The sequence below is a fragment of the Vallitalea sp. genome (genome assembly GCF_025211055.1).
Taxonomy (GTDB): Bacteria; Bacillota; Clostridia; order Lachnospirales; family Vallitaleaceae; genus Vallitalea.
Genome location: NZ_JAOARO010000087.1, coordinates 169,024 through 193,452 on the forward strand (window position 1 = coordinate 169,024; position 24,429 = coordinate 193,452).

At 30.0% G+C, this 24,429-nt stretch carries 26 protein-coding genes, 1 pseudogene and 1 riboswitch; of the genes and pseudogenes, 25 read left to right on the top strand and 2 right to left on the bottom strand.

Annotated elements, in window-relative coordinates:
- Positions 1 to 20 precede the first annotated feature (20 nt).
- The 11 genes from N4A55_RS13240 to N4A55_RS13285 all read left to right on the top strand — a co-directional run bounded on the left by N4A55_RS13240 (position 21) and on the right by N4A55_RS13285 (position 10,543).
- Positions 21 to 1,523: a sodium-dependent transporter gene (locus tag N4A55_RS13240; protein ID WP_293757178.1), complete on the top strand. Its 1,503-nt coding sequence runs from the start codon at positions 21 to 23 to the stop codon at positions 1,521 to 1,523.
- On the top strand, positions 1,523 to 1,630 hold the full coding sequence (locus tag N4A55_RS17070; protein ID WP_113675175.1) for a MetS family NSS transporter small subunit: 108 nt from the start codon (positions 1,523 to 1,525) through the stop codon (positions 1,628 to 1,630). The genes N4A55_RS13240 and N4A55_RS17070 overlap by 1 nt, the downstream gene beginning before the upstream one ends.
- 187 nt (positions 1,631 to 1,817) lie before the next feature.
- Entirely contained in the window at positions 1,818 to 2,294 is a 477-nt protein-coding gene (rnhA, locus tag N4A55_RS13245) for a ribonuclease HI (protein ID WP_293757180.1), read from the top strand.
- A gap of 134 nt (positions 2,295 to 2,428) precedes the next feature.
- The gene (locus tag N4A55_RS13250) at positions 2,429 to 3,274 is read left to right on the top strand and encodes a M23 family metallopeptidase (protein WP_293757182.1); all 846 of its coding nucleotides are present in this window, start codon (positions 2,429 to 2,431) and stop codon (positions 3,272 to 3,274) included.
- 91 nt (positions 3,275 to 3,365) lie between these two features.
- Positions 3,366 to 4,172, top strand: a complete 807-nt coding sequence (locus N4A55_RS13255) for a GTP pyrophosphokinase (protein WP_293757183.1) — start codon at positions 3,366 to 3,368, stop codon at positions 4,170 to 4,172.
- A 37-nt stretch (positions 4,173 to 4,209) separates the two neighbouring features.
- On the top strand, positions 4,210 to 4,899 hold the full coding sequence (locus N4A55_RS13260) for a metallophosphoesterase (protein WP_293757185.1): 690 nt from the start codon (positions 4,210 to 4,212) through the stop codon (positions 4,897 to 4,899).
- 32 nt (positions 4,900 to 4,931) lie between these two features.
- Positions 4,932 to 6,299, top strand: a complete 1,368-nt coding sequence (locus N4A55_RS13265; protein ID WP_293757187.1) for an RsmF rRNA methyltransferase first C-terminal domain-containing protein — start codon at positions 4,932 to 4,934, stop codon at positions 6,297 to 6,299.
- Between the two features lie 111 nt (positions 6,300 to 6,410).
- Complete coding sequence (locus tag N4A55_RS13270; protein ID WP_293757189.1) at positions 6,411 to 7,082, top strand: HAD family hydrolase; 672 nt, start codon at positions 6,411 to 6,413, stop codon at positions 7,080 to 7,082.
- A gap of 58 nt (positions 7,083 to 7,140) precedes the next feature.
- Positions 7,141 to 9,057, top strand: a complete 1,917-nt coding sequence (locus tag N4A55_RS13275; protein ID WP_293757191.1) for a YgiQ family radical SAM protein — start codon at positions 7,141 to 7,143, stop codon at positions 9,055 to 9,057.
- Between the two features lie 18 nt (positions 9,058 to 9,075).
- Complete coding sequence (locus N4A55_RS13280; RefSeq protein WP_293757193.1) at positions 9,076 to 9,837, top strand: SDR family NAD(P)-dependent oxidoreductase; 762 nt, start codon at positions 9,076 to 9,078, stop codon at positions 9,835 to 9,837.
- 106 nt (positions 9,838 to 9,943) lie between these two features.
- Complete coding sequence (locus N4A55_RS13285) at positions 9,944 to 10,543, top strand: thermonuclease family protein (protein WP_293757195.1); 600 nt, start codon at positions 9,944 to 9,946, stop codon at positions 10,541 to 10,543.
- A 20-nt stretch (positions 10,544 to 10,563) separates the two neighbouring features.
- On the opposite strand, the gene trhA is transcribed toward N4A55_RS13285, so the two are convergent.
- On the bottom strand, positions 10,564 to 11,220 hold the full coding sequence (gene trhA / locus N4A55_RS13290) for a PAQR family membrane homeostasis protein TrhA (RefSeq protein WP_293757197.1): 657 nt from the start codon (positions 11,218 to 11,220) through the stop codon (positions 10,564 to 10,566).
- 422 nt (positions 11,221 to 11,642) lie between these two features.
- Between trhA and N4A55_RS13295 the strand changes: the two genes are divergently transcribed.
- Positions 11,643 to 12,440: an HAD-IIA family hydrolase gene (locus N4A55_RS13295; protein WP_293757199.1), complete on the top strand. Its 798-nt coding sequence runs from the start codon at positions 11,643 to 11,645 to the stop codon at positions 12,438 to 12,440.
- Positions 12,441 to 12,464: 24 nt separating this feature from the next.
- On the opposite strand, the gene N4A55_RS13300 is transcribed toward N4A55_RS13295, so the two are convergent.
- A complete protein-coding gene (locus tag N4A55_RS13300; protein ID WP_293757201.1) occupies positions 12,465 to 12,740 on the bottom strand; it encodes a DUF503 domain-containing protein in 276 nt (91 codons plus the stop codon).
- Positions 12,741 to 13,098: 358 nt separating this feature from the next.
- A riboswitch (TPP riboswitch) is annotated at positions 13,099 to 13,206 on the top strand.
- Between the two features lie 129 nt (positions 13,207 to 13,335).
- On the opposite strand from N4A55_RS13300, the gene thiW reads away from it, so the two are divergent.
- From thiW to hisG, 13 genes and pseudogenes are all read left to right on the top strand, one after another.
- The gene (gene thiW / locus N4A55_RS13305; protein WP_293757203.1) at positions 13,336 to 13,839 is read left to right on the top strand and encodes an energy coupling factor transporter S component ThiW; all 504 of its coding nucleotides are present in this window, start codon (positions 13,336 to 13,338) and stop codon (positions 13,837 to 13,839) included.
- Positions 13,836 to 14,615, top strand: coding sequence for a bifunctional hydroxymethylpyrimidine kinase/phosphomethylpyrimidine kinase (thiD, locus tag N4A55_RS13310; protein ID WP_293757205.1), 780 nt, complete (start codon positions 13,836 to 13,838; stop codon positions 14,613 to 14,615). Before thiW ends, thiD begins: the two co-directional genes overlap by 4 nt.
- Positions 14,616 to 14,619: 4 nt before the next feature.
- Positions 14,620 to 15,444 (top strand): hydroxyethylthiazole kinase, encoded by an 825-nt coding sequence (thiM, locus tag N4A55_RS13315; protein WP_293757207.1) that lies wholly within the window; start codon positions 14,620 to 14,622, stop codon positions 15,442 to 15,444.
- Positions 15,434 to 16,018: pseudogene (gene thiE, locus N4A55_RS16945) on the top strand (thiamine phosphate synthase); the annotation flags it as partial. The gene thiM and the pseudogene thiE, both read left to right, overlap by 11 nt.
- A 42-nt stretch (positions 16,019 to 16,060) precedes the next feature.
- On the top strand, positions 16,061 to 17,368 hold the full coding sequence (gene thiC, locus N4A55_RS13325) for a phosphomethylpyrimidine synthase ThiC (RefSeq protein ID WP_293757230.1): 1,308 nt from the start codon (positions 16,061 to 16,063) through the stop codon (positions 17,366 to 17,368).
- Positions 17,369 to 17,449: 81 nt separating this feature from the next.
- Positions 17,450 to 17,995 carry a hypothetical protein gene (locus tag N4A55_RS13330; RefSeq protein ID WP_293757209.1) on the top strand — a complete coding sequence of 182 codons (546 nt, stop codon included), beginning with the start codon at positions 17,450 to 17,452 and terminating at the stop codon, positions 17,993 to 17,995.
- Positions 17,996 to 18,143: 148 nt separating this feature from the next.
- On the top strand, positions 18,144 to 18,692 hold the full coding sequence (locus N4A55_RS13335) for a GNAT family N-acetyltransferase (RefSeq protein WP_293757211.1): 549 nt from the start codon (positions 18,144 to 18,146) through the stop codon (positions 18,690 to 18,692).
- Between the two features lie 48 nt (positions 18,693 to 18,740).
- Entirely contained in the window at positions 18,741 to 19,310 is a 570-nt protein-coding gene (locus N4A55_RS13340) for a hypothetical protein (protein WP_293757213.1), read from the top strand.
- A 14-nt stretch (positions 19,311 to 19,324) separates the two neighbouring features.
- Positions 19,325 to 20,293 carry an RluA family pseudouridine synthase gene (locus tag N4A55_RS13345; RefSeq protein ID WP_293757215.1) on the top strand — a complete coding sequence of 323 codons (969 nt, stop codon included), beginning with the start codon at positions 19,325 to 19,327 and terminating at the stop codon, positions 20,291 to 20,293.
- Positions 20,294 to 20,303: 10 nt separating this feature from the next.
- A complete protein-coding gene (gene queG, locus N4A55_RS13350) occupies positions 20,304 to 21,404 on the top strand; it encodes a tRNA epoxyqueuosine(34) reductase QueG (RefSeq protein WP_293757217.1) in 1,101 nt (366 codons plus the stop codon).
- A gap of 14 nt (positions 21,405 to 21,418) precedes the next feature.
- Positions 21,419 to 21,949, top strand: coding sequence for a Holliday junction resolvase RecU (gene recU, locus N4A55_RS13355; protein ID WP_293757219.1), 531 nt, complete (start codon positions 21,419 to 21,421; stop codon positions 21,947 to 21,949).
- Between the two features lie 201 nt (positions 21,950 to 22,150).
- Positions 22,151 to 23,419: an ATP phosphoribosyltransferase regulatory subunit gene (gene hisZ, locus N4A55_RS13360; protein WP_293757221.1), complete on the top strand. Its 1,269-nt coding sequence runs from the start codon at positions 22,151 to 22,153 to the stop codon at positions 23,417 to 23,419.
- Entirely contained in the window at positions 23,416 to 24,048 is a 633-nt protein-coding gene (gene hisG / locus N4A55_RS13365; protein ID WP_113675118.1) for an ATP phosphoribosyltransferase, read from the top strand. The genes hisZ and hisG overlap by 4 nt, the downstream gene beginning before the upstream one ends.
- The last annotated feature ends 381 nt before the right edge of the window (positions 24,049 to 24,429 follow it).

The window sequence follows — 24,429 nt, forward strand, 5'->3', positions numbered from 1 at the left end:
ACAGAAAAGGAGATTATGACATGGCAAAAAGAGAAGAATGGGGATCTAGGGTAGGGTTTATATTAGCTGCTATAGGTTCAGCAATAGGATTAGGGAATATATGGAGATTTCCTTATACAGTTGCAGAAAATGGAGGAGGAGCATTTCTTATACCTTATTTCATAGCATTAATTACAGCAGGTATACCACTACTTATTCTAGAATTTGGTTTAGGACATAAGCTTAGAACATCTGCTCCAGGTGTATTTGGAAGATTAAATGCTAAATGGCAAAAATTAGGTTGGTGGCAGACTATGATTGCATTTGCCATAGCAGTTTATTATATGGCTATTATTGCATGGACTTTAAGATATGTATTATTTTCATTCAATCTATCATGGGGTGAAGATACTAAATCATTCTTTTATAGTTTTCTACATTTATCTGATTTACCATTTGATTTTGGAGGATTACATATTGACTTATTAGTACCATTATTAGCTATATGGGCTGTTAACTTCATTGTATTGGCACTAGGAGTTAAAAAAGGTATAGAAAAAGCTAATAAAGTATTTATGCCAATTTTATTTATTTCAATTGTTATCATTACTATAAGAGGACTTACATTACCAGGTGCTTTTGAAGGACTTAATTATTTCTTCAAGCCTGATTTTAGTAAAATATTGGATGGACGTGTATGGGTAGCTGCTTATGGACAGATATTTTATTCATTAAGTATATGTTTCGGTATAATGTTAGCATATTCCAGTTATTTACCTAAGAAATCAGATATTGTCAACAATGCATTCATTACAGCATTTGGAAACTGTTCTTTCAGTCTTTTATCAGGAATAGCAGTATTTAGTATTCTTGGAAATATGGCGTTTAATAATGGTCAAGCAGTTGCAGATGTTGCAGATGGTGGCGTTGGACTTGCATTTGTGGTTTTCCCAGCTGCTATAAACGGGTTACCTAATTTTAATCAAATATTTGGTGTATTATTTTTTGTTTCATTATTCTTTGCAGGAGTATCATCAAGTATATCAATTATTGAAACAACAATATCTGCTGTTTCAGATAAATTTGATATAAAAAGAATTAAATCACTAGCAATCATTTGTGGTTTTGGTTTCATGATTTCAACTATCTTTGCCACAGGTGCTGGATTATATGTTCTTGATATAGCAGACCATTTCTTGAATAATTATGGTGTAGCTGTAGCAGGTTTGATAGAAACTATATTAGTAGGTTGGTTCTTTAATCTTAAGAGTATTAGAGAATACGTTAATCCAATATCAGATTTTACTGTTGGTAATTGGTGGCAAGTCAGTATTAAGGTTATTACACCACTCCTTCTTGGTATTATGACAGTATTCAAGATTATTGAAGATATTAAGAAACCATATGCAGGTTATTCTATTGCTGCTCTTATGACATATGGAGTTGGAGTTATTATAATGACAGTTGTCGTTGGTTTAATAATATTTTCATTTAGAGGCTCTAATAGCTTTGAATCATCTTTAAAGAAAAGGAGTGAAAAGTAATGGGTGTTGATTCAATTATTTTTTGCATATTCAGTATATTGTTCTTATGGGGTGGTTTTGGATTTTGTCTAAGAATTGCTTTGAAGAATAATAAATTTGACAGTTAAAATTTACCAGATTAAACTATTAATGATATAATGCCTTAAAACCCTCTTATTGTTAGAGGGTTTTTTGAATAATAGGAGACTTTTTCTAATAAGATTATAAATTCATATACACTTTTAGTAAATTATGTTAAAATGAGGTTATAAAAATTAGATAGTATTACATAGAATACTATTTTGGAGGATAATTATGTTAGAAGTTAATATTTATACTGATGGTGCTTGTAGAGGGAATCCAGATGGACCTGGAGGTTATGGAGTTCTTTTAGAATATTTCGATTCACAAGGCAACAAACACGTTAAAGAATTATCATGTGGTTATAAAAAAACAACAAATAATAGAATGGAACTAATGGGTGTTCTAAGAGGATTAGAGGCACTTAAAAAGCCATGTAAGGTTAATTTATATACAGATTCTCAATATATTGTAAAAGCGTTTAATGAAGGTTGGTTAAATAATTGGATAAAGAATAATTGGAAGAGAGGAAAAAAGAAAGAAGATGTCAAGAATGTAGATTTATGGAAAAAAATATTATCGGCAAAAAATAATCACGATGTTACATTTAACTGGGTTAAAGGACATGCTTCACACCCCCAAAATGAAAGATGTGATAGTTTGGCCACAAGTGCAGCAGATGGAACAAATCTAATTGAAGATGAAAGATAATAGAGAATGTAGTTACTCGTATATAGGGCTGTTTTATAATACATTAGTACGTTATTATAAAACAGCTTATTTAACATATCAGTTATATTTTAACTTTGCCAAATCATATATTATATAAAAACTAGGATTTGAATATGAAAAATACTATATATAAACTTTTGATTTTTATTTTTATTATTGCTTTTTTCAATTCAATGTTATTAGAAAGATTATATAATAGAGATAATAAGAAAATAGAACATATTGAAATTGAATCATTGGATGAAGCAGATAAGATAGCTGAATTCAATATAACTGACGAATCCATTAAAGAAATTAAGACTTACTGTGTAGATAACAACATAGATTTCATTGAATTTTTCTCTTCTTACATGAAATATAATAATTATGAAGTAGATAGTGTCACTTATGATTATGATGAAAAATATTATGAAAAAGTAGGTGATATAAGAGCAGTAGAAAAATTATACAGTATGGTTTTATCTGATATAAAATATTTTCCTATACCAGAAAATAAGAGAGAGGATTCAAGAAGTTATTGGTATTGTAATTCATGGAAAGCAGATAGGTCATATGGTGGGGAAAGAAAGCATTATGGTACAGATATAATTGATAGTAAAGATGAAAGAGGATATTTTCCCATTGTCAGTATGACTGATGGAGATGTAGAAAAAATCGGTTGGCTGGAATTAGGAGGTTGGCGAGTAGGAATCAGAGCCCCCAATGGAGGATATTTTTATTATGCGCATCTTGATAAATATGAAAAAGGTATAAATGAGGGTAGTAAAGTAAAAGCAGGTGATATTATTGGATATATGGGTAATAGTGGTTATGGCGTGAAAGGTACATGTGGAAAATTTCAAGTGCATCTTCACTTAGGGATATCTTTACCTATAAAAGATATTTCTGATGAATTTTGGATAAACCCTTATTGGATACTAAGATATATGGAAGATAATAAAATAAAGAAAACTTTTTAATAAAGTCTATTTTTTTATTTGAGTATGTTATAATATTACTGGTACTGGTTTTTATGGAGTGAATTTAAATATTTACAAGGAGTGGTGTATCTTGGAAATTCAATTATGGAGGCAGATATTAATTCCATATCAGCAAGCAGTAGAGGAATTAAAAGTTAAATTTGCTAGTATAGTACATGAAAATAGAAGATTAGGACAATATTCACCTATAGAATATGTTACTGGTAGAGTTAAGAAGATATCAAATATATTAGAAAAAGCTAAGAAAAAAAACATACCCATCAATGAGATAGAGGCAAAGATTGAAGATATAGCAGGTATTAGAATCTTATGTCAATTCGTTGAAGATATTGATAAGGTAGTTGCCATAATAAGAAGCAGAAAAGACATGGAAATCAAAGACGAAATAGATTATATATCAAATACCAAAAAAAGTGGTTATAGAAGCTATCATATTATAGTCTATTATGATGTTCATACAGCACTTGGTGCTAAGAGGATAAAGGCGGAGATTCAGATAAGAACCTTATCAATGAATTTCTGGGCTACCATTGAGCATTCATTACAGTACAAATATGAGCATAACATTCCAGAGGAGATTCAAAAGAGATTAACTAATGCTGCTGAAGCAGCGTTTAAATTAGACCAAGAAATGTCTATAATTAGAAATGAGATAATAAAAGCACAGAATCTGTTCCAGCTTAAGTCTAGTGTTATTGCTGATATATTGAATAATATTCAGAATCTGCACAAAGTATGTGATGATATAAAAGAAGTAGAACATATACAAGAAGAATTTTATGATCTATGGGATAAAGGTAATTTTGAACAGCTAGATAAATTTAATAAAAGATTAGATATGTTAGCTGCTGGATACAAAGCTCAAAGCCTGATTTGACAGTATTTGTTTGCAGTATTTATGAAAGGATGTTTATATGATTTATGCAATAGGTGATTTGCATTTGAGTTTTAGTAATGATAAGCCTATGAAAGTTTTTGGACAACATTGGGACCAACATTATATTAAAATAAAGAATGATTGGGAAAAAAGAGTAAAAGATGATGATCTTGTTCTAGTTCCAGGTGATATATCTTGGGCAATGAAATTAGAGGAAGCAAGAGAAGACATAAAATTCATATCACAGTTACCAGGCAGGAAAATATTGGTTAAAGGAAATCATGATTATTGGTGGAACTCTCTAAGCAAAGTATCAACAATGTATAAGGAGTTGGATTTCATACAGAATAACAGTATTATATATAAAAATATTGGTATTTGTGGAACTAGGGGTTGGATATGCCCTAATGAGACTAAGTTCACTAAGGATGACGAAAAGTTGTATAATAGAGAAGTCAATCGTATGGAGATAGCCCTAAAAAGTATAAGAGAGCAAGTTGATAAAATATATGTGATGTCACATTTTCCTCCAACCAATGACAAATTGGAACCCTCTGATTTCACTAGATTATATAACGAATATAACGTTAATAAAGTTATATATGGTCATTTACATGGAGAAGAAAGTTTTAAAATGGGACTCCAAGGTGTTGTAGATGAAATAGAATATATATTGGTATCATGCGATTATTTGAATTTCAAATTAAAAATTATAGATAGAGAATAATTGGTTATAAGACATAGAGAGGAGACCCGGGTTTGAATTTACCTGATAAATATATAGCAAAAATGAAAGGGTTATTGAAGGATGAATATGAAGCATATATAGCATCATTCAATGAAGAACGCTTACATGGTTTAAGGGTTAATAACTTGAAAATAGATGCAGAGGAGTTTGGTAAAATAGCACCTTTTCAATTAGATAAAATTCATTGGATTTCCAATGGATATTATTATGCAAAGGAGGATTTACCATCCAAGCATCCATATTATTATGCAGGTCTTTACTACTTACAAGAGCCTAGCGCCATGACACCAGCAGAGCTTCTTGGTATAGAACCATATGACAAAGTTCTTGACCTATGTGCTGCGCCAGGAGGTAAGAGTACAGAATTAGGATCGAAGCTTAAGGGGACAGGCGTTCTTGTATCTAATGATATTAGTGCTTCTAGAGCAAAAGGTTTACTTAAGAATATTGAATTAGCAGGTATCAGTAATAGTATAGTACTTAGTGAAACTCCAGAAAGATTAAGCAACTATTTTCCCGAGTATTTTGATAAAATCTTAATAGATGCCCCTTGTTCTGGTGAAGGTATGTTTCGTAAAGATACTTCAATGATTAAAAATTGGAGTGAAGAATCTGTTGATTACTATAGTGATATTCAAAATGGTATATTACCATATGCAGCAGAAATGTTAAAACCTGGTGGATATATGATGTATTCTACATGTACATTTTCCCCTAGTGAGAATGAAAAAACAATCAGTGAGTTTTTGGATGAACATGAAGATTTTGAATTAGTGGACTTACCTGATTTTGATGGATTTGATAGAGGAAAGACTAAGTGGTCTTCCAGTGATAAGTACGATCTAAGTAAAACGGTTAGATTATGGCCACATAAGATTAAAGGTGAAGGTCATTTTGTAGCATTATTATATAAAAAAGAAGCTACAACAACAAAGAGATTCATAAAGTATGATATTGATACTAGAGAAAAGGAATATTCGGTATTTGTAGATTTTGAAAAAGAGTACCTAAATGTTAAGTTTGATAGGAAAAGGCTTCAAGTAATTAATGAAAAATTATATTACATGCCAAAGGAAATTCCTGCACTTAAGGGACTTCGTTTACTTAGGACAGGACTATACATGGGAGATATAAAAAAGAATAGATTTGAACCATCTCAAGCATTTGCCTGTTCATTGACTCGAGAGCAATTCAAAAACATTGTGAACATTGATATCATGGATGATAATGTAATAAGATATCTAAAAGGAGAGACATTACAGGTAGAAGGAGCTAAAGGATGGAATTTAGTATGCACCCAAAATTATCCGTTGGGATTTGCAAAAAAAGCTAATAATCTACTTAAGAACAAATATTACCCAGGTTGGAGATATATGTAAGATTAACTTGAAATTGGAATTGAAATATTTTGATATAGGAATATTGTTCACGATTATGATATAATTGAATAATATTAGCTTGAAATCAAAATTATATAGAAAGGTGATTATATGCTAAAAAACATAAAAGCTGTGTTATTTGATTTGGATGGGACACTAGTTGACTCAATGTGGTTCTGGGAATCTATTGATATAGAATATCTTGGAAGATATAATATAGAACTTCCAGATGATTTGCAAGATAAAATAGAAGGTATGAGTTTTACCGAAACTGCTCATTATTTCAAGGAGACATTTAAAATTCCTGAATCTATTGAAGAGATTAAGAAAACTTGGAATGATATGGCGTGGGATTATTATATTAATAAAGTAGAGTTAAAAACAGGTATTATTAATTTTCTTGATTATTTATCCGAGAAAGATATTGCAATGGGTATTGGATCAAGCAACTCAAAAGACCTTGTTAATGTTGTTATTGATAAGTATGATATGGGTGATTATTTTACTTCCATACGTACTTCATGTGAAGTAGATAGGGGTAAGCCTTTTCCTGATATCTATCTAAAAGTAGCAAAAGATTTAGGTGTTAAACCAGAGGAATGTCTTGTTTTTGAAGACATACCAAAAGGGATTATATCTGGAAAAGAAGCAGGAATGAAAGTATGTACTATCTATGATGACTACTCAAAAAATATGGATGATAAAAAGAAAGAACTGGCTGATTATTATATCAATGATTATAATGAGTTATTATCCTCATTTAGCGATAAAAAGGATGCATAAAAATTATTTACTGTAAAATCAACATAATTGATAAAAGCCTAGTAGAGGATAGATAAAAATGACAAAAGATTTTTTACCGATAAGTAAAGCAGATATGGAAAAAAGAGGATGGGAAGAGGTTGATTTTGCATTTATTTGTGGTGATGCATATGTAGATCATCCGTCTTTTGGAGTAGCAATTATAAGCAGATATTTAGAAGCTTATGGCTACAAAGTTGGAATTATACCTCAACCAAGATGGGATACTACCGATGATATTACTGTTTTTGGAAGACCTAGATTAGGTTTTTTGGTCTCAGCTGGTAATATTGATTCTATGGTTAATCATTATAGTGTAGCAAAGAAAAGAAGACAAAAGGATGCATATACACCAGGTGGTGTAATTGAGAAAAGACCTGATAGAGCTACTATCGTTTACTCAAATCTGATAAAAAGAGCATATAAAGATGTTCCAATAATATTAGGTGGGATAGAGGCTAGTTTGAGAAGATTAGCTCATTATGATTATTGGAGCAACAAAGTCAAGCGTTCAATATTACTTGATTCACAGGGAGATATTCTATTATATGGTATGGGTGAAAAATCAATCATAGAATTAGCAGAAGCTCTTGATAGCGGTATTGACATTAAAGATATAACATATATAAAAGGTACAGCATATAAATCAAGGAATTTTGAAGATGTATACGATTACATTGAATTACCCTCTTATCAAGATATTATAAAAGATAAGAAAAAATATGCAGAAAGTTTTATGATTCAATATAATAATACTGACTTCTATAATGGAAAAAGATTAGTTGAACAATATAAAGATAATGAATATATTATACAGAATCCACCTTCTACACCACTTGACCAATCAGAAATGGATAGTATATATGCTTTATCATATATGAGAGATTATCATCCTATATATGAAAAAGATGGAGGAATCCCTGCTATCAAAGAAGTCAAATTCAGTTTAATAAGTAATAGAGGGTGTTTTGGGGGATGTAGCTTTTGTGCTCTTACATTCCATCAAGGAAGAGTAGTACAAACAAGAAGTCATAAGTCAATAATCAATGAAGCAAAGGATATTATATGGGATAAGGATTTTAAAGGTTATATACATGACGTAGGTGGTCCAACTGCCAATTTTAGACATGCTGCTTGTGAAAAGCAATTAAAATATGGTGCATGTAAAGATAAACAATGTTTATTTCCAGAGCCATGTAATAATCTAAAAGTAGATCACTCTGATTACTTAAGATTGTTAAGAAAACTTAGAGAGTTGCCAAAGGTAAAGAAAGTTTTTGTACGATCGGGCATTAGATTCGATTATCTGATGAAAGATAAAGATGACACTTTTTTCAAGGAGTTAGTTGAACACCATGTATCTGGACAGCTGAAGGTTGCACCTGAGCATATATCCGATAAAGTATTAGAAAAAATGGGTAAACCTAAGGTAAACGTATACAATAAATTCGTTAAGAAATATACTGAAATAAATAAAAAATTAAATAAAAAACAATTTTTGGTTCCATATCTTATGTCAAGTCATCCAGGGTCTGACCTTGACCAAGCAGTTGACCTTGCAATTTATTTAAGAGATCTGGGATATATGCCTGAACAGGTACAAGATTTTTATCCGACACCTTCTACCTTATCTACGTGCATGTATTATACAGAACTTGACCCAAGAACAATGGAAAAAGTATTTGTACCAAAATCTCCTCATGAGAAGGCTATGCAAAGAGCATTGATACAATATAGGAATCCCAAAAATTATAGACTAGTTCATGAGGCATTAATTTTAACAGGTAGAGAAGACTTAATTGGTTATGACAAGGGTTGTCTAATAAGACCAAAAGGAAGTTATGTAGACTATAATAATAAAAATAGTTATGGTAATAATAAGAAGAAAGACAACAAGAATGATAAGATAAAGAAGAAAAGAAAAACTATTCGTAATGTGCATAAAAAGAAAAAATGAAAGTAAGGGGTTAATCAAATGAAAACAATAGCTGTTATAACAGGTGCTTCATCAGGGTTTGGAAGAGAATTCGTTAGACAAATATGTATGTCTAAAGGGTATAAATTCGATGAAATATGGATAATAGCAAGGAGAAAAGATAGATTAGAGAAGTTAGCTGATAAATATCATAGACAAATATTCAAGATATTAGATCTTGATTTATCAAAAACAGAGTGTTTAGAAAAATATAGTCATATATTGCAAGAAGAAAATCCTAATGTCAGATTACTTATTAATAATGCTGGGCTTGGTAAAATTGGTAATTTTGAGAAAATTAATCTGGATGATAATATAAATATGATAGATGTTAATATAAAAGCTCTCACTTATATAACTAAGGAAACATTAAAGTATATGAGAAAATCTTCAAGGATTATTCAAATTGCTTCTTCTGCGGCTTTTTTACCTCAACCAAAGTTTGCGGTCTATGCTGCTACAAAATCTTATGTTCTCAGTTTTTCCAGAGCACTTGACAAAGAGCTAAAAAGTAGAGGAATATATGTTACTGCAGTATGTCCAGGACCTGTTGAAACGGAATTTTTTAAAGTAGCATCAAATAATGAGAAGCCTAAATCATTTAAAAAGTTTTTCTTTGAACCAGCTCATTTGGTAGTAAGTAAAGCTCTATATGATTCAAGAAAAGGTAATTATATATCTATACAAGGAAAGAGTATGAAAGTCTTGCAGATATTATCTAAAGTTGTACCACATAGCTGGATATTAAAATTCATTAAATAATTATACTTGTCTATATTAGTATATCTATAATGATTTTACTGGTATAATATTATATATGATATTACCTGCACTATGAAAGTGATAACTATGGAAGTGATAAAAATATATGCGAAAGAAAAAAAAGAAAATTAAATTTAAGGGGATTGTAGCTTCTATACTTGCATTTGCTTTCCTGTTTTTTTTCCAAGTAGATGTTAATGACAAAAACGTCAACATGGCAAAAGATCTATTCCAGACTGTTAAGAGCTTATTCTACAGCATTACTATAGATACTAATTATGAAGTAGGAGTTGTTAGCAGAGTTGTTGATGGAGATACTGTAGTTATTACAGTTGGTGGGGTAGAGAAGAAAGTAAGACTTGTTGGAGTCAATACTCCTGAATCTGTAGGACGTTATGCAAAAAAACCTCAACCCTATGGAAAAGAAGCAAGTAAGTTTACCAAAGAAAAACTAGATGGAAAACAAGTTTATCTAGAAAAAGATGTCAGTGATACTGATAAATATGGTAGATTATTACGATACATATGGTTAGAAGAACCAGATAAAAGTAAGATTGAAGAGATAATGTTCAATGCTATACTATTAAAAGAAGGATATGCTAGTGTAATGACGTATCCACCGGATGTGAAATATTCAAAAACCTTTGTAAAAATAGAAGAGAAAGCAAGAAATAATAAAACCGGATTATGGAAGACAAAAAAATAAGCTAGCTCGATTAGGGCTAGCTATAAATTTGTTACCATTATATAATTATACATCATTATGAAATGACAAATACTTCCGCCTAACACAAAAAGGTGAAATAATTCGTGAAAACCAAATTTCTTTGAATTGAAATTAGGCCATCTAAGTCCATATATAATACCTCCAACAGTGTATATGATTCCACCTATCAGTAACCACATAAATCCATTAGGAGGTAATGTTTCTTTTATTTGTCCCATGGCAAGAACTGCTGACCATCCCATAATTATATAAATAGCTGCTGAAAACCAACTTGGTGAATTTATCCAAAATATTTTTAATAAAACACCGGCTACTGCAGTACACCAAACAATAGTAAGTAATGTAAATCCAAAACCATCTCTTAAAGGAACTAGACAAATAGGCGTATATGTTCCGGCAATCAAAACAAATATCATCATATGATCTATTCTTCTAAGTATAACACTTAATGACTTTGGCTTGTCAATTATATGATAAACAGTACTAGCTGTGTACAACAACACAAGGCTTACTCCGAATAGAGAAAAAGATAATGTATGCCATATAGTAGCAACATGACAAGATTTCCATACTAACAATATGACACCTATTAGAGAAACAACTGCTCCAATGAAATGTGTTAATGCGCTTATTGGGTCTTTTACTTTTAACTTCATAAAAATCTTCCTTTCATCATAAAACATTGTAGTTATATTAAAAATAAGTATTAAGTAATATGTCAAAAATATAGTATATAATATGTACAGTGTATGCTTTAATATATAGTAAGCTTGGTCGGGATAAGTAGTATCAATAACTACATAAAGCGATGTATATATGATAACATATGTATTAATATAGTTCAAGACTGTTTTTAATTTTTTATAAATAATTACTGAGAGGTCGCTAATAGAGTGTTAAAGAAATTGATGTATAATATTTGTTAATGGAAAAGCAGAATATCTGATTATAACTAACTATGTAAATAAAAACGTTTAGAGTTCTTTATAAATAGAGGAAAATATGTTAGAATTTCTATGAATACCAATAGTATATAAAACGTCTTTAATCATAAAATTCAAAAGGATGGTGACTGTAGATGAGAGATTTACATAAAATAAAATGTTTCTTATTAGATATGGATGGTACTTTTTATTTAGGAGATGAATTAATTGATGGTTCTATGGATTTTTTGAAAATTCTTGAGAAGCAGGATAAAGACTTTCTTTTTTTAACTAATAATTCATCCAAGAATAGAAAGGATTATGTAGAAAAATTAATGAGATTAGGTTGTAACGTAGAACCTAACAAAGTGTTTACTTCTGGTGAAGCTACAACAATATACTTACAGAATAAGAAACCTGGAGCAAAGATATATTTACTTGGGACACCTCTTTTAGAGGAAGAATTCACTAATGCAGGTTTTGAGTTAGTTAAGAGAAGAAATGAATCTCCAGATTATGTTGTGTTAGGGTTTGATACTACCCTTACATATGAAAAATTATGGATAGCATGTGATTATATTAGAGATGGAGTAACGTATATTGCTACGCATCCTGATTATAATTGCCCTCTTGAGGGAGGAAAATTCATGCCAGATGCAGGTGCAATGATAGATTTTATTGCTGCTTCAACTGGTAGAAGACCTCATGTAATTGGAAAACCAAATGCTGATATTATTAATGTTATTTGCGATAAATATGGTTATAATAGGCAAGAAATTGCTATGGTTGGTGATAGGTTATATACTGATATAAAAACAGGTATTAATGCTGATATAGTTACTGTAGTAGTTTTATCCGGCGAAACAAGTATAATTGATTATAATAAATCAAATATAAATGCTGATTTTATTTATCCATCACTTAAGGAAATAGGTGAAGATTTAATAAAATAAATATGTATAATATTAGCTAAAACATTAGAAATCAGAGATTTCAACAATTTCAACAGGATAATTGTTTTCGATAAAATCTATGATACTATAGAAAATCTGTTCAGTAGTTTGATTATTACTACTAACGATAGATAAACCTAGTACGCCTTGATTAAGGATATCATTATCTTTTACTTCGGCAATACTAACATTGAATCTGTTATGAATTTTATGGATAATACTTTTTATAATGCTGCGTTTGTCCTTTAATGAATTAGAATCTAATATTAATATAGTTATTGTCACAGTTTTTACATTCATTGACATCACCCTTTTGTTTTTTTAGTAGTATTATTAATTATAGTAATTATTATAATAGCAAATTTATATTATCATATAATTAATTAGTTTGTAAATATAAAATAACAAATATAGATTAATTTAACATATACTTTAATATTTCTGGATGTGAGTGCTTTATTAAATATTATCTACGTGAATAATGTGAAATAGTCACTTATTATGTACATGGTTGATAGTTAACTTAAGAAATTAAATATCAAAGTAGAAAATATATTAAGAAAAATGTATTAAGATAAAGAGTATTTAATTGTATTTAATTTAATATCTATTGATAATATTAAGTAATTATGTTACCATATACTCAAATAAAAAATTAAACATTGGCTAGGGGAGCTAGTATAGCTAGCTGAGATAAAGAACGATATTCTTTGACCCTTGACCTGATCTGGTTCGTACCAGCGGAGGGAAGCTTATCGTAATATTTATTGATATTGTAATAAGGCAATCCTCGGATTGCCTTTTGGTTATTTATAGATTTGCTTCGCCAATAATCTTATTAAATGTTTAATTATCTATTAACGAGTTAATTAATTCTATGGAAGGAAATGATTACATGAAACTAGAAACTAGAAAATTAGCTTTATCTGGAGTACTTATAGCGCTAGGTGTTGTACTAAGTCCGTATCATATTCCTATTGGTGCTGCAAAATGTTTTCCGTGGCAACATCTTATCAACGTAATATCTGCAATACTATTAGGACCTGTATACGCAGTAATTAATGCAATAGTTATATCCACACTAAGAAATATTTTTGCTATGGGAACATTATTAGCATTTCCAGGCAGTATTTTTGGTGCTTTATTTGCTGGTCTAATATTCAAGAGATTTGCTAATACATATCTTGCTGCTCTAGGTGAAGTAATAGGAACAGGGATTATAGGAGCAATAATAGCATGTCCAGTAGGTATTTTATTTATGGGTAGACAAGCTGCAATATTTGGTTTAGTAATACCATTCATTATTAGTTCTTTTGCAGGAGCTGTAATAGCTGTATTACTATTTGAACTTACAGCATTAAAAAAATTAGTAATAAAAAAGAAGGTATCTATACAATGAAAACAGCGTTAACAATTGCAGGTTCAGATTCAAGTGGTGGAGCAGGAATACAAGGAGAGCTTAAAACATATGCTGCTCATGGAGTGTATGGTATGAGTGTTATTACAGCTGTAACGGCTCAAAACACAATAAAAGTATCACATATTAGGGGACTTGAACCTATAACAATTTCCAAACAATTAGAAGCTATATTTGATGATATAAAAATAGACAGTATTAAGATAGGAATGTTGTTCAACAAGCGAATAATAACAGCTATTGTTAATACATTTAAACAATATCAATTACCTAAGATAGTTTTAGACCCTGTCATGATATCAACAACAGGGAGAATATTGCTTAAGGGTGATGCAATAAAAAGTATCGTTGAAGACATGTTTCCATTATGTAATCTCATAACTCCAAATATTCTTGAAGCAGAACGACTAACTAATACACCTATAAGTAATATAGCTGATATGGAAACTGCATGTAGAAAATTATATGAGCTTGGTCCAAAAAACGTTTTGGTAAAAGGTGGACATCTTAGAGATACAGCATGTGATGTTTTATTTGATGGAAATGATTTTACATATTATAATCATAGAAGAATAGATAATCCTAATACTCATGGAACTGGGTGTGCATTATCTTCTGCCATAGCAGCTAATATCAGTAAGGGGCAAAATACTGTTGATGCAGTTAGAATGGCAAAAGATTATATTACGAAAGCAATAGCAGGAGGATTCTCCATTGGTTCTGGAGATGGACCGGTTAATCACTTCATAGAAAGGTAATATTATGAATAATTATATTGACACTTTTGACTTTGGTAAAATATATAAAAATTCAATGAAACCATTAGTACATTATATCACTAACTATGTAACATCTAATGATGTAGCTAATATGACCCTTGCTTTTGGAGGTAGTCCGATCATGGCAGAAGCCATAGAAGAAATAGAGGAAATAACTTCAATGAGCAATTGTTTAGTAATTAATATCGGCACTGTTTCGTCTGTTAAGATAGAGTCAATAAAAAAAGCTATTCAGGTTGCTAACGATAATAATATACCTGTAATATTAGACCCTGTAGGTGTAGCTACTACCAGTTATAGAAAAAAAATAGTTTTTGATATACTTGATAATTATATAATAGATGTCATTAAAGGTAATGCATCTGAGATAAAAGCACTACTTGGATTAAAGACTAATTCAAGGGGTGTGGATTCAGAAGAAATAGATGTAGAGGATATCAGCTTTATTGGGCATGAAGTTGCTAAGATATACAATACCATAGTTGCAATTACGGGGAAAATTGATACGGTTTGTAGTGATAGATATGTTGCTAAGATTAATGGAGGCTCCAAGATGCTTACGTCTATAACTGGAACAGGATGTATGATATCACCATTAGTTGCGGTATCATTAGCTAAATCTGGGGATGCCTTTCTTAGTAGTATTTATGGAATATCAGCTATGGATGAAGCCGCTGATATAGTAGAAAATAATTTGAGAGACCAAGATTCAGTGGGGACATTTAAAGTAAAATTATTTGATAGTATTTATAATATGAAAAACAAGAATTTCATAGATGGAAAGAAGGTAATTGTAAATGAAATTTGAGAATAAATTATATTTGATTTCAAAGCAATATCCAGACTTTAATATTCTACTAGAGAAGACAGAACAAGCCCTTAGAGAAGGAATATCTATTTTTCAATATAGAAGTAAGGAAGAGAATAAAGATTTACTACATAAAGAAGCTACAAAAATAAAAGAACTATGTGATAAATATAATACCTCTCTTATAATAAATGATCGAGTAGATATTGCAAAAGAAGTAGGAGCAGATGGTGTTCATCTTGGACAAGATGATACCAGTATAAAAGAAGCAAGGGATATTCTTGGTGAAGATGTTATTATCGGAGCGACAGCCAAAACTGTTGAAGATGCTATAAGATGTTATGAAGAAGGAGCGGACTACCTTGGAGTGGGAGCTTTATTTCCTTCACCAACTAAACTTGATGCAGTACAGATTAAGCTTAAAACACTAATTGAGATTAATAATGCTGTACCTATACCCATTGTTGGCATTGGAGGTATAACAGCAGAAAACTTATCAAAAGAAATTAATGAGAATGTGGATTCAATCGCTGTAATTTCTGAGATTTATGATTCAAAAAATATAAAAGACGCTATAAAAAGACTAAACAATGCTTTTTTGAAAGGAAGGAATATAATGAATTATACTACACAAATGGATGCTGCCAGAAAAGGTATTATTACAAAGGAAATGGAAATAGTTGCAAAAAAAGAAAATATTGATGTGAATATTCTAGCTGATAAAATAGCAAAAGGTACAGTTGTTATTCCAGCTAATAAAAACCATAAAAGTATTGATCCAGAAGGTGTTGGAGAAGGATTAAGAACCAAAATCAATGTTAACTTAGGTATATCAAAAGACAGTTATGATATAGATAGAGAGCTTGAAAAAGTAAAAACAGCTATTGATATGAAAGCAGAATCAATCATGGACCTTAGTAACTATGGTAAAACTGAGGAATTCAGAAAAAAACTTATTGATATATCATCTGCCATGATAGGAACTGTACCTGTATATGATGCATTAGGTTTTTATGATAAGGAATTAAAAGATATTACAGAAAAAGAATTTCTAGATGTTGTTGAAAAACATGGTAAAGATGGTGTAGATTTTGTAACTATTCATGCTGGAATTAATAGAGAAACAGCTAACACATTTAGAAGAAACCCTAGACTTATGAATCTAGTTTCAAGAGGTGGTTCTCTTATGTTTGCATGGATGCAGTTAAATAAAAAAGAAAATCCATTCTATGAACATTATGATGAATTACTTGATATTTGTGCTAAATATGATATTACAATAAGTCTTGGTGATGCATGTAGACCAGGAGCAATAGCTGATTCAACAGATGCAAGTCAAATAAAAGAGTTAATAGTACTTGGAGAATTAACAAAAAGAGCATGGGCTAAGAATGTCCAAGTTATAATTGAAGGACCGGGACATATGGCTATAAATGAAATTGAAGCAAATATGTTACTTGAGAAAAAACTATGTCATGGTGCACCATTTTACGTATTAGGTCCTTTAGTAACTGACATTGCACCAGGATATGACCATATTACAGGAGCTATTGGTGGAGCTGTTGCTGCTGCTAGTGGAGCTGATTTCTTATGTTATGTAACTCCAGCAGAACATCTAAGACTACCTAGTATTGATGATATGAAGGAAGGTATAATAGCAACTAGAATTGCCGCTCATGCAGGTGATATTGGTAAAAAATTACCTAACTCAAGAGCATGGGATAATAGTATGAGCTATGCTAGACAACAATTAGACTGGAATAAAATGTTTGAATTGGCTATGGATCCAGTAAAAGCCAAAAAATATCGTGAAAGCTCAAAACCAGAAGATGAGAATTCTTGTTCAATGTGTGGTAAGATGTGTGCAGTACGTAATCTAAACAAAGTACTTAATGGTGAAGATATAAATATATTAAGAGATTAATTACACTTTACATTTATATATTATATATGTATAATAATTAGAGTAGCAAGTATACAAATATTTTAAATGAGGGTGAAAAAAATGAAAAAGTATTTTTTAGTAACAGTAGTAATATTATCCATGCTTATGTTTCAAGGATGTAGTAAAAGTAATTCATCTAAAGACAACGAAGCTACAAAAGCAGTCTCATCTTTTATGGATAATCTAGTTGAAGGGAACTTCAAGGAAGCTTATGATAACCTTGAGACAAAAGTTGAAGATGAATTCTTCGATGAGATACAGAATAATCCTATGAATGATTTATTATTCGGTCAATTAAAATATGAGATTGTTAGTTCAGAGATAAAAGATGATACTGCAACTGTCAAGATTAAGGTTACACATCCAAAACTTGATGAAATCGTTGCATCTCTTATGTCTTCAGTAGATATTAGTAATCTTGGTGACCAAGCTGGTGACAGTATTGAGAAAGGTAAAGAAATGTTACAAACAGCTCTTGACGAAGTAACAAAAGATAAAGAAATTGCTACAGAAGAAACTGAAGCTATAATTGAATTAAAACTTGTAGATGACAAATGGGTAATTAGTGAAGATTGCGATTTAACTGGTATCTTAGGTGTTCAATAAGTTTTAAATAATTAAGTAAAAGATTCTGTGAGATATCTCATGGAATCTTTTTTAATATGAAATTTATATGAAATAGTTTCACAAAAAAGCGTATAATAATTACAAAGGAATAAATGTTATTCATTATAGAAAGGATTGAAAACTTTATATGTTTGAATATAAAGTTAATAATGATATATCCCTTAGGTTATCCAATGTACAGGATGCGGAGGAAGTTTTTAAAGTCATAGATTCTTCAAGAAATCATCTAGGGAGATGGCTTACTTGGGTAGATTTGGTTAAAAGTCCAGATGATTGCAAATATAAGGCTTACAAAGCAATGCATCAATATGCAAGTAATAATGGATTTCAATGTAATGTAATATATAGAGGTAAAATAGTTGGCAGATTAGGTACACATAGTATTGATTGGTCAGAGAAATCCACTTCATTAGGTTATTGGCTTGCAGAAAATTATCAAGGAAGAGGTATAATGACTATGTGTTGCAAGAGTTTTCTTGCTATTATATTCAATGAATTAAAATTAAATGTTGTTTATGTCTATGTAGCAGAGAAAAACAAAAAAAGTAGAGCAATACCAGAAAGGTTACATTTTGAACAAAAAGGAATTAATAAGAATGCCCTAATATTAAGTGGTACGAATATTGATTATGTACGTTATGTCATGACCAGAGAAAGATATTTTCATTATTACTAATTTGTGGTATAATCTACAGGACAAATGCTTATATGAAAGGAAATTAACATGAGACAACCAAAGGGAGAATATGGATACATTCGATCACAAAAAAGAAGTTACTTATTATTAACGGTTATAGGTTTTTTAATTATAATGATATTATATATTATTGATAGGTATGTATTTACAAAAGGTAATGTATTATTATTAATTACTGCATTGTTTGCTTTGCCAGAAGCTCAATTTCTAGTTAAATATATTTTATATAGACAATATAAAGAAGGCAAAGAAGAAGTTTATCGTAAATTTGAAGAGATTAGTGATAGGTTGGTCTATTTATCTAGTCTAGTTGTTGTAAGAGGTAAAAAAACACTGTTCTACCAAATAGCAGTTGTTAGTGATAAAGAAATCATATTGTTGATTGATGAAAAGAAAACCAGAAAACAAGTTCTGGAATATAAAGAACTTATTGAGAAATTAATTAAGCCAAAAGGCTATTTAGCTCAAGTAAAAGTGTATAATGATGAACAAGCCATGTATTCATATATAATAACACAGGTATCAACATTACTTAATAATGTTGATACAAACAATCAAGTAGATTTAGCAAATGTTCTATTAGACAATTCAATTTAGAATCGGAGACTAATATGAAAGAAATAATTGTATCAAAAGATGAAAGCAATCAAAGAGCTGATAAATATTTATTAAAATATTTTAATAAATCATCAAAAAGTTTTTTGTATAAAATGCTAAGGAAAAAGAGAATCAAACTTAATAAGAAAAGAATAATAGGAAATGAAATTATAAAGGCAAATGATGTGTTTCAGATATATTTGTCTATTGAAACTATCCAGAAATTTAGTAATCATAGTATAAGTAAACACGTTTCTATAACTCACAAGGTAATTTATGAGGATGATAACATACTAATATGCAATAAACCTGTTGGATTATTATCACAACCAAATAATAGAGATAGTGTATCATTAGTAGACGAAATAATAACTTATTTAGTTAATAAAGGTGAATATAACCCAGAAGTGACTAGGGGTTTCCGCCCAGGAATATGTAATAGATTAGATAGAAATACTAGTGGTATAGTAATAGCCGGAAAAAACATTAAATCATTACAAGAGATAAATAGGCTTATATCTAATAATAAATTGGATAAGCATTATATGTGTATAGTAAAGGGGATATTGTCTACAACCAATACTATTGAAGGTTATCTAACTAAAGATGGTATTAATAATAAGGTATTTATTTCAGATAATGAAGATATGGGAACTTATATTAAGACAATATATAAACCTCTTAAAATCGGTAAAGAATATACGTTACTTGATGTAAAAATAGTTACTGGTAAATCACATCAAATAAGAGCTCACTTATCTAGTATAGGACATCCTCTTATTGGTGATTATAAGTATGGTGATAAAAAGATAAATGATATCTTTAAAGATAGATACGGATTAAAACATCAGCTACTTCATGCATATAAGATCAGATTCAACACAGATAATGACGGATATCTATTATATCTAGATAATAAAGAATTTATTACAGATATACATGGTAGATTCAAAAAAATAGCTGATACACTTTTTAGCCATTGAAGGTGAAATTATGGATATAAAAAAGGAGCTAATAGAATATAGTAGAGAAATTAAAGTTGATGAAATTGGGTTTTGCTTAGCAAAACCTTTTTATGAACTTGAAGATATTCTATATAATCGAGATAACAGTAAGTATATGTGTAATTTGGAATCAAAAGATTATAATAAAAAAATATATCCCAAGCTTACTCTAGAAAATGCTAAGTCCTTCATAGTAGTATTGGAAGCATATAATAATAACCCTAAAAAGCAGAATGATAATACTCTAAGAGGTAATATCAGTATGGCAGCTGTAACCAGAGATTATCATAAAATTGTATCAGCTAAGTTAAAATTATTGGAAGAGTATCTTCATAGTTTAGTTAGCTGTAATACTAAGATATTTGTAGATACTAGTCCGTTTTCAGATAGAGCTGTTGCAAGACGAGCTGGTCTTGGGTTCATCGGCAAGAATTCCATGTTAATAACTGAGAAATATGGTTCTAGAGTATTTATAGGTTATATACTAACAGATTATTATATTAAGCCAGATGAAAATGAGATTTCTATTGGTTGTGGAAGCTGTAATAACTGTGTTAAATCATGTCCATCAGGAGCAATAATTGGAAATAATGAAATAGATTGTAATACATGTGTTTCTTATCTGACGCAACATAAGGGACATATTGATAATGAACTCAAAAAAAAAATGGGACAGCAAATTTATGGCTGTGATGTTTGTCAGAAGGTATGTCCTTATAATAATGTCAAAAATAAAGATATACCAAATGTTATTGATCCTTATCCTGAATATGATTCAATGCTTAATTTAAGCAATAAAGAATTCAAAAAAACTTATGGTATATCATCTTCTGGATGGAGAGGGAAAAAATTGTTGCAGAGAAATGCAATAATAGCTCTAGGGAATTCAAATAGTAAAGAAGCGTTAACTATATTAGCTAATAATATTGATGATGTCAGAATAGATATTAGAAAGGAAATTGTAGATTCTATTGTTAGGCTTTCTTTCAATGAAGGTATAGATATATTAGAAAAAATGAAAACTAAAGAAAGTAATACGGATTTACAAATATTAATTGATAATGCAATCAAGAGATTAAGTGAGAATTAGAAAGTGGGGGTAATATGGCATATTGGAATTCAAGAGGGCTGAGAGGTAGTACCCTTGAAGAACTTATCAATTATACCAATAAAAAGTATAGAGAAAATGGATTAGCCTTAATTCAAAAGATTCCAACTCCAATAAAACCTATAAAAATTGATCAAAAATCTAGACATATATCCTTAGCGTACTTTGAACAAAAAAGTACTGTTGATTATATTGGAGTTGTTCAAGGTATAGCAGTATGTTTTGATGCAAAAGAAACTACGAAAGATAATCTTCCTTTACAAAATATACATGAACATCAAATGGTATTTATGAATGATTATGAGAAACAGGGAGGTATTGCATTCTTTTTAGTTTATTTTTCCAAATATAACGAGTACTTTTATCTGCCTTATCAAAACATTAAATGCTATTGGGAGAAAGCTAAAACAGGTGGTAGAAAATCTATACCATACAAAGAAATGGACAGGTCTTACATAATATCTAATAAAAATGGTATTTATCTTCATTATTTGGAACAAATCAAAAACTATATAGATAATAATTAATCCGCCCTACAATATTTAAAAATGTTTTTTGCTATTTGATGTTGACAATTACAACAAATTAACATATAATATTACAATAATTATATGATTTAATGAATTAGCACTTTAATTCAATGAAGTTAATTTTGTATCATTTAAACGAGAACAAGAATAATTTTTTTTAATATATATAAAAATATTTTTAGAAAGGAAGTAGTCGGTATGATAGATTGTTTGTTACATACGCCAGAAGGCGTTAGAGATTTTAATATTAAAGAAACGTCTAAAAAAAATGAATTGCAAAACAGGATTGGTTCTGTATTTCATAGATATGGTTTTAGGGATATTCAAACACCTACTTTTGAATATTACGATGTATTTAATCATGAACGTGGAACTGTAGATATTAGAGAAATGTACAAGTTTTTTGATAGAGATGGAAATATTTTAGCTCTAAGACCAGATATAACACCATCTATCGCAAGATATGTTTCTACATATTATAAACATGAGGAAAACCCTGTGCGTGTTTGTTATGTTGGTAACACCTTCAGAAATGGTAAAAGTTATCAAGGTAAATTAAGAGAGTTTACACAAGCTGGTGTAGAATTAATTGGTATAAATAGCGAAGATGCTGATGCTGAAATAATTGCTTTGATTATTAATAGTTTAAGTATAGCTGGACTTGAAAAGTTTCAAATAGATTTAGGACAGGCAGGATTTTTCAAAGGTCTTGCTGAAGAGGCTGGACTTGATGCTAATGAAGAAGAAGAGCTTAGGAATTTCGTAGATGAGAAAAATTTTATTGCTGTAGAAGAATTGCTTACTAGATGCAATATGTCAGAGGATTTGAAACAAGTATTTTTAGATCTCCCCAAACTATTTGGTTCTGTGGAAGTTATTGAAAAAGCAAGAAAATTAACCAATAATGAAAAAGCTATTAATTCTCTTGATAGATTAGAAAAAGTTTATGAAATACTATGTGATTATGGTGTTGAAAATTATGTTTCATTTGATCTTGGACTAGTTAATTGTCTTAATTATTATACAGGTATTATATTTAGAGGTTACACATACGGAACAGGCGTTTCAATAGTTGATGGAGGTCGTTACGATACGCTTCTTAAGCAATTCGGTAAAGATGTACCAGCTATAGGATTTGCTATCGTTATTGACGAATTAATGCTTGCTATAGAAAGACAACAGATTTCTCTACCAGAATTTAATATAGATACATTAATAATCTATAATCAACAAACTAGAAAACAAGCTATTCTGATATCCGAAGAATTCAGGTCAAAAGGAATGAATATACAGATTGGATTATTGGAAAAATCTTTGGAAGATAATATAGAGTATGGTAAAAAGCATGGAATTGGCGGTATCATGAGTTTTAATGATAATGAAGAGGTTGTATTAGTTAATTTACAAACTATGGATAAAACAGTCGTAGCAATTAATGAACTACTAGATAGAGGTGAAAAAGCATGAGATATCTTACGATTGCATTAGCAAAAGGAAGACTAGCAAAAAAGACTATAAAATTATTCGAGAAAATAGGAATTAACTGTGATGAGATGAAAAGTGATACAAGGAAGCTTATATTCACTAATGAAGAACTTAAATTAAGATTTTTCCTAGCAAAAGCAAGTGATGTACCTACATATGTGGAATATGGAGCTGCGGATATAGGTGTTGTAGGTAAAGACACTATACTTGAAGAAAAGAAAAATCTATATGAGGTATTGGACTTGGATTTTGGTAAGTGTAAGATGATTGTTGCAGGACCTAGTGAAATGAAAGAAGTATTGGATAAAGGAAGTTTCATCAGGGTTGCTACCAAGTATCCTCATATAGCTAAAGATTATTTTTATAATAAAAAGAATCAGACAGTAGAGATAATCAAACTTAATGGGTCAATAGAACTTGCACCTTTGGTTGGTTTATCAGAGGTTATTGTTGATATAGTTGAAACAGGAACTACATTAAAGGAAAACGGTTTAGTTGTTTTAGAGGAAATATGTCCATTGTCTGCGAGAATGGTTGTTAATAGAGTGAGTATGAAGATGGAGAATGAGAGGATATCTAAGATAATTAAAGGATTGAGAAGTTTATCTTAAAAATATTAGCAATATTCCGTAGGTAGAATATATATACAAAACAGCTCTAAATGTAATTTAAATATATAAATGATTTAAAAGCGTATAATTTATTTTGAGCATTTAACTTACAGAAACAATGAATTTATTTTATGGTAATAAAATAAATAATTAAATATTTGAAGAAAACTAAGTTCGTTCCAATAAATTTAATTTGTATATATATTTACCTACTAGGCTATAGCAAGTAAGTTGTTATGAGAAATAATCTCTCGGAATCTTGAGAGATCATGTCAGCAAAGCTGACAAAAGCACTTTGACAAGTAAATATTGTCTGAATTACAAATAAAAGTAGAAAAATGGGTAAAAGAAATAGACATAACTGCTGTTATGCTTTAAAAT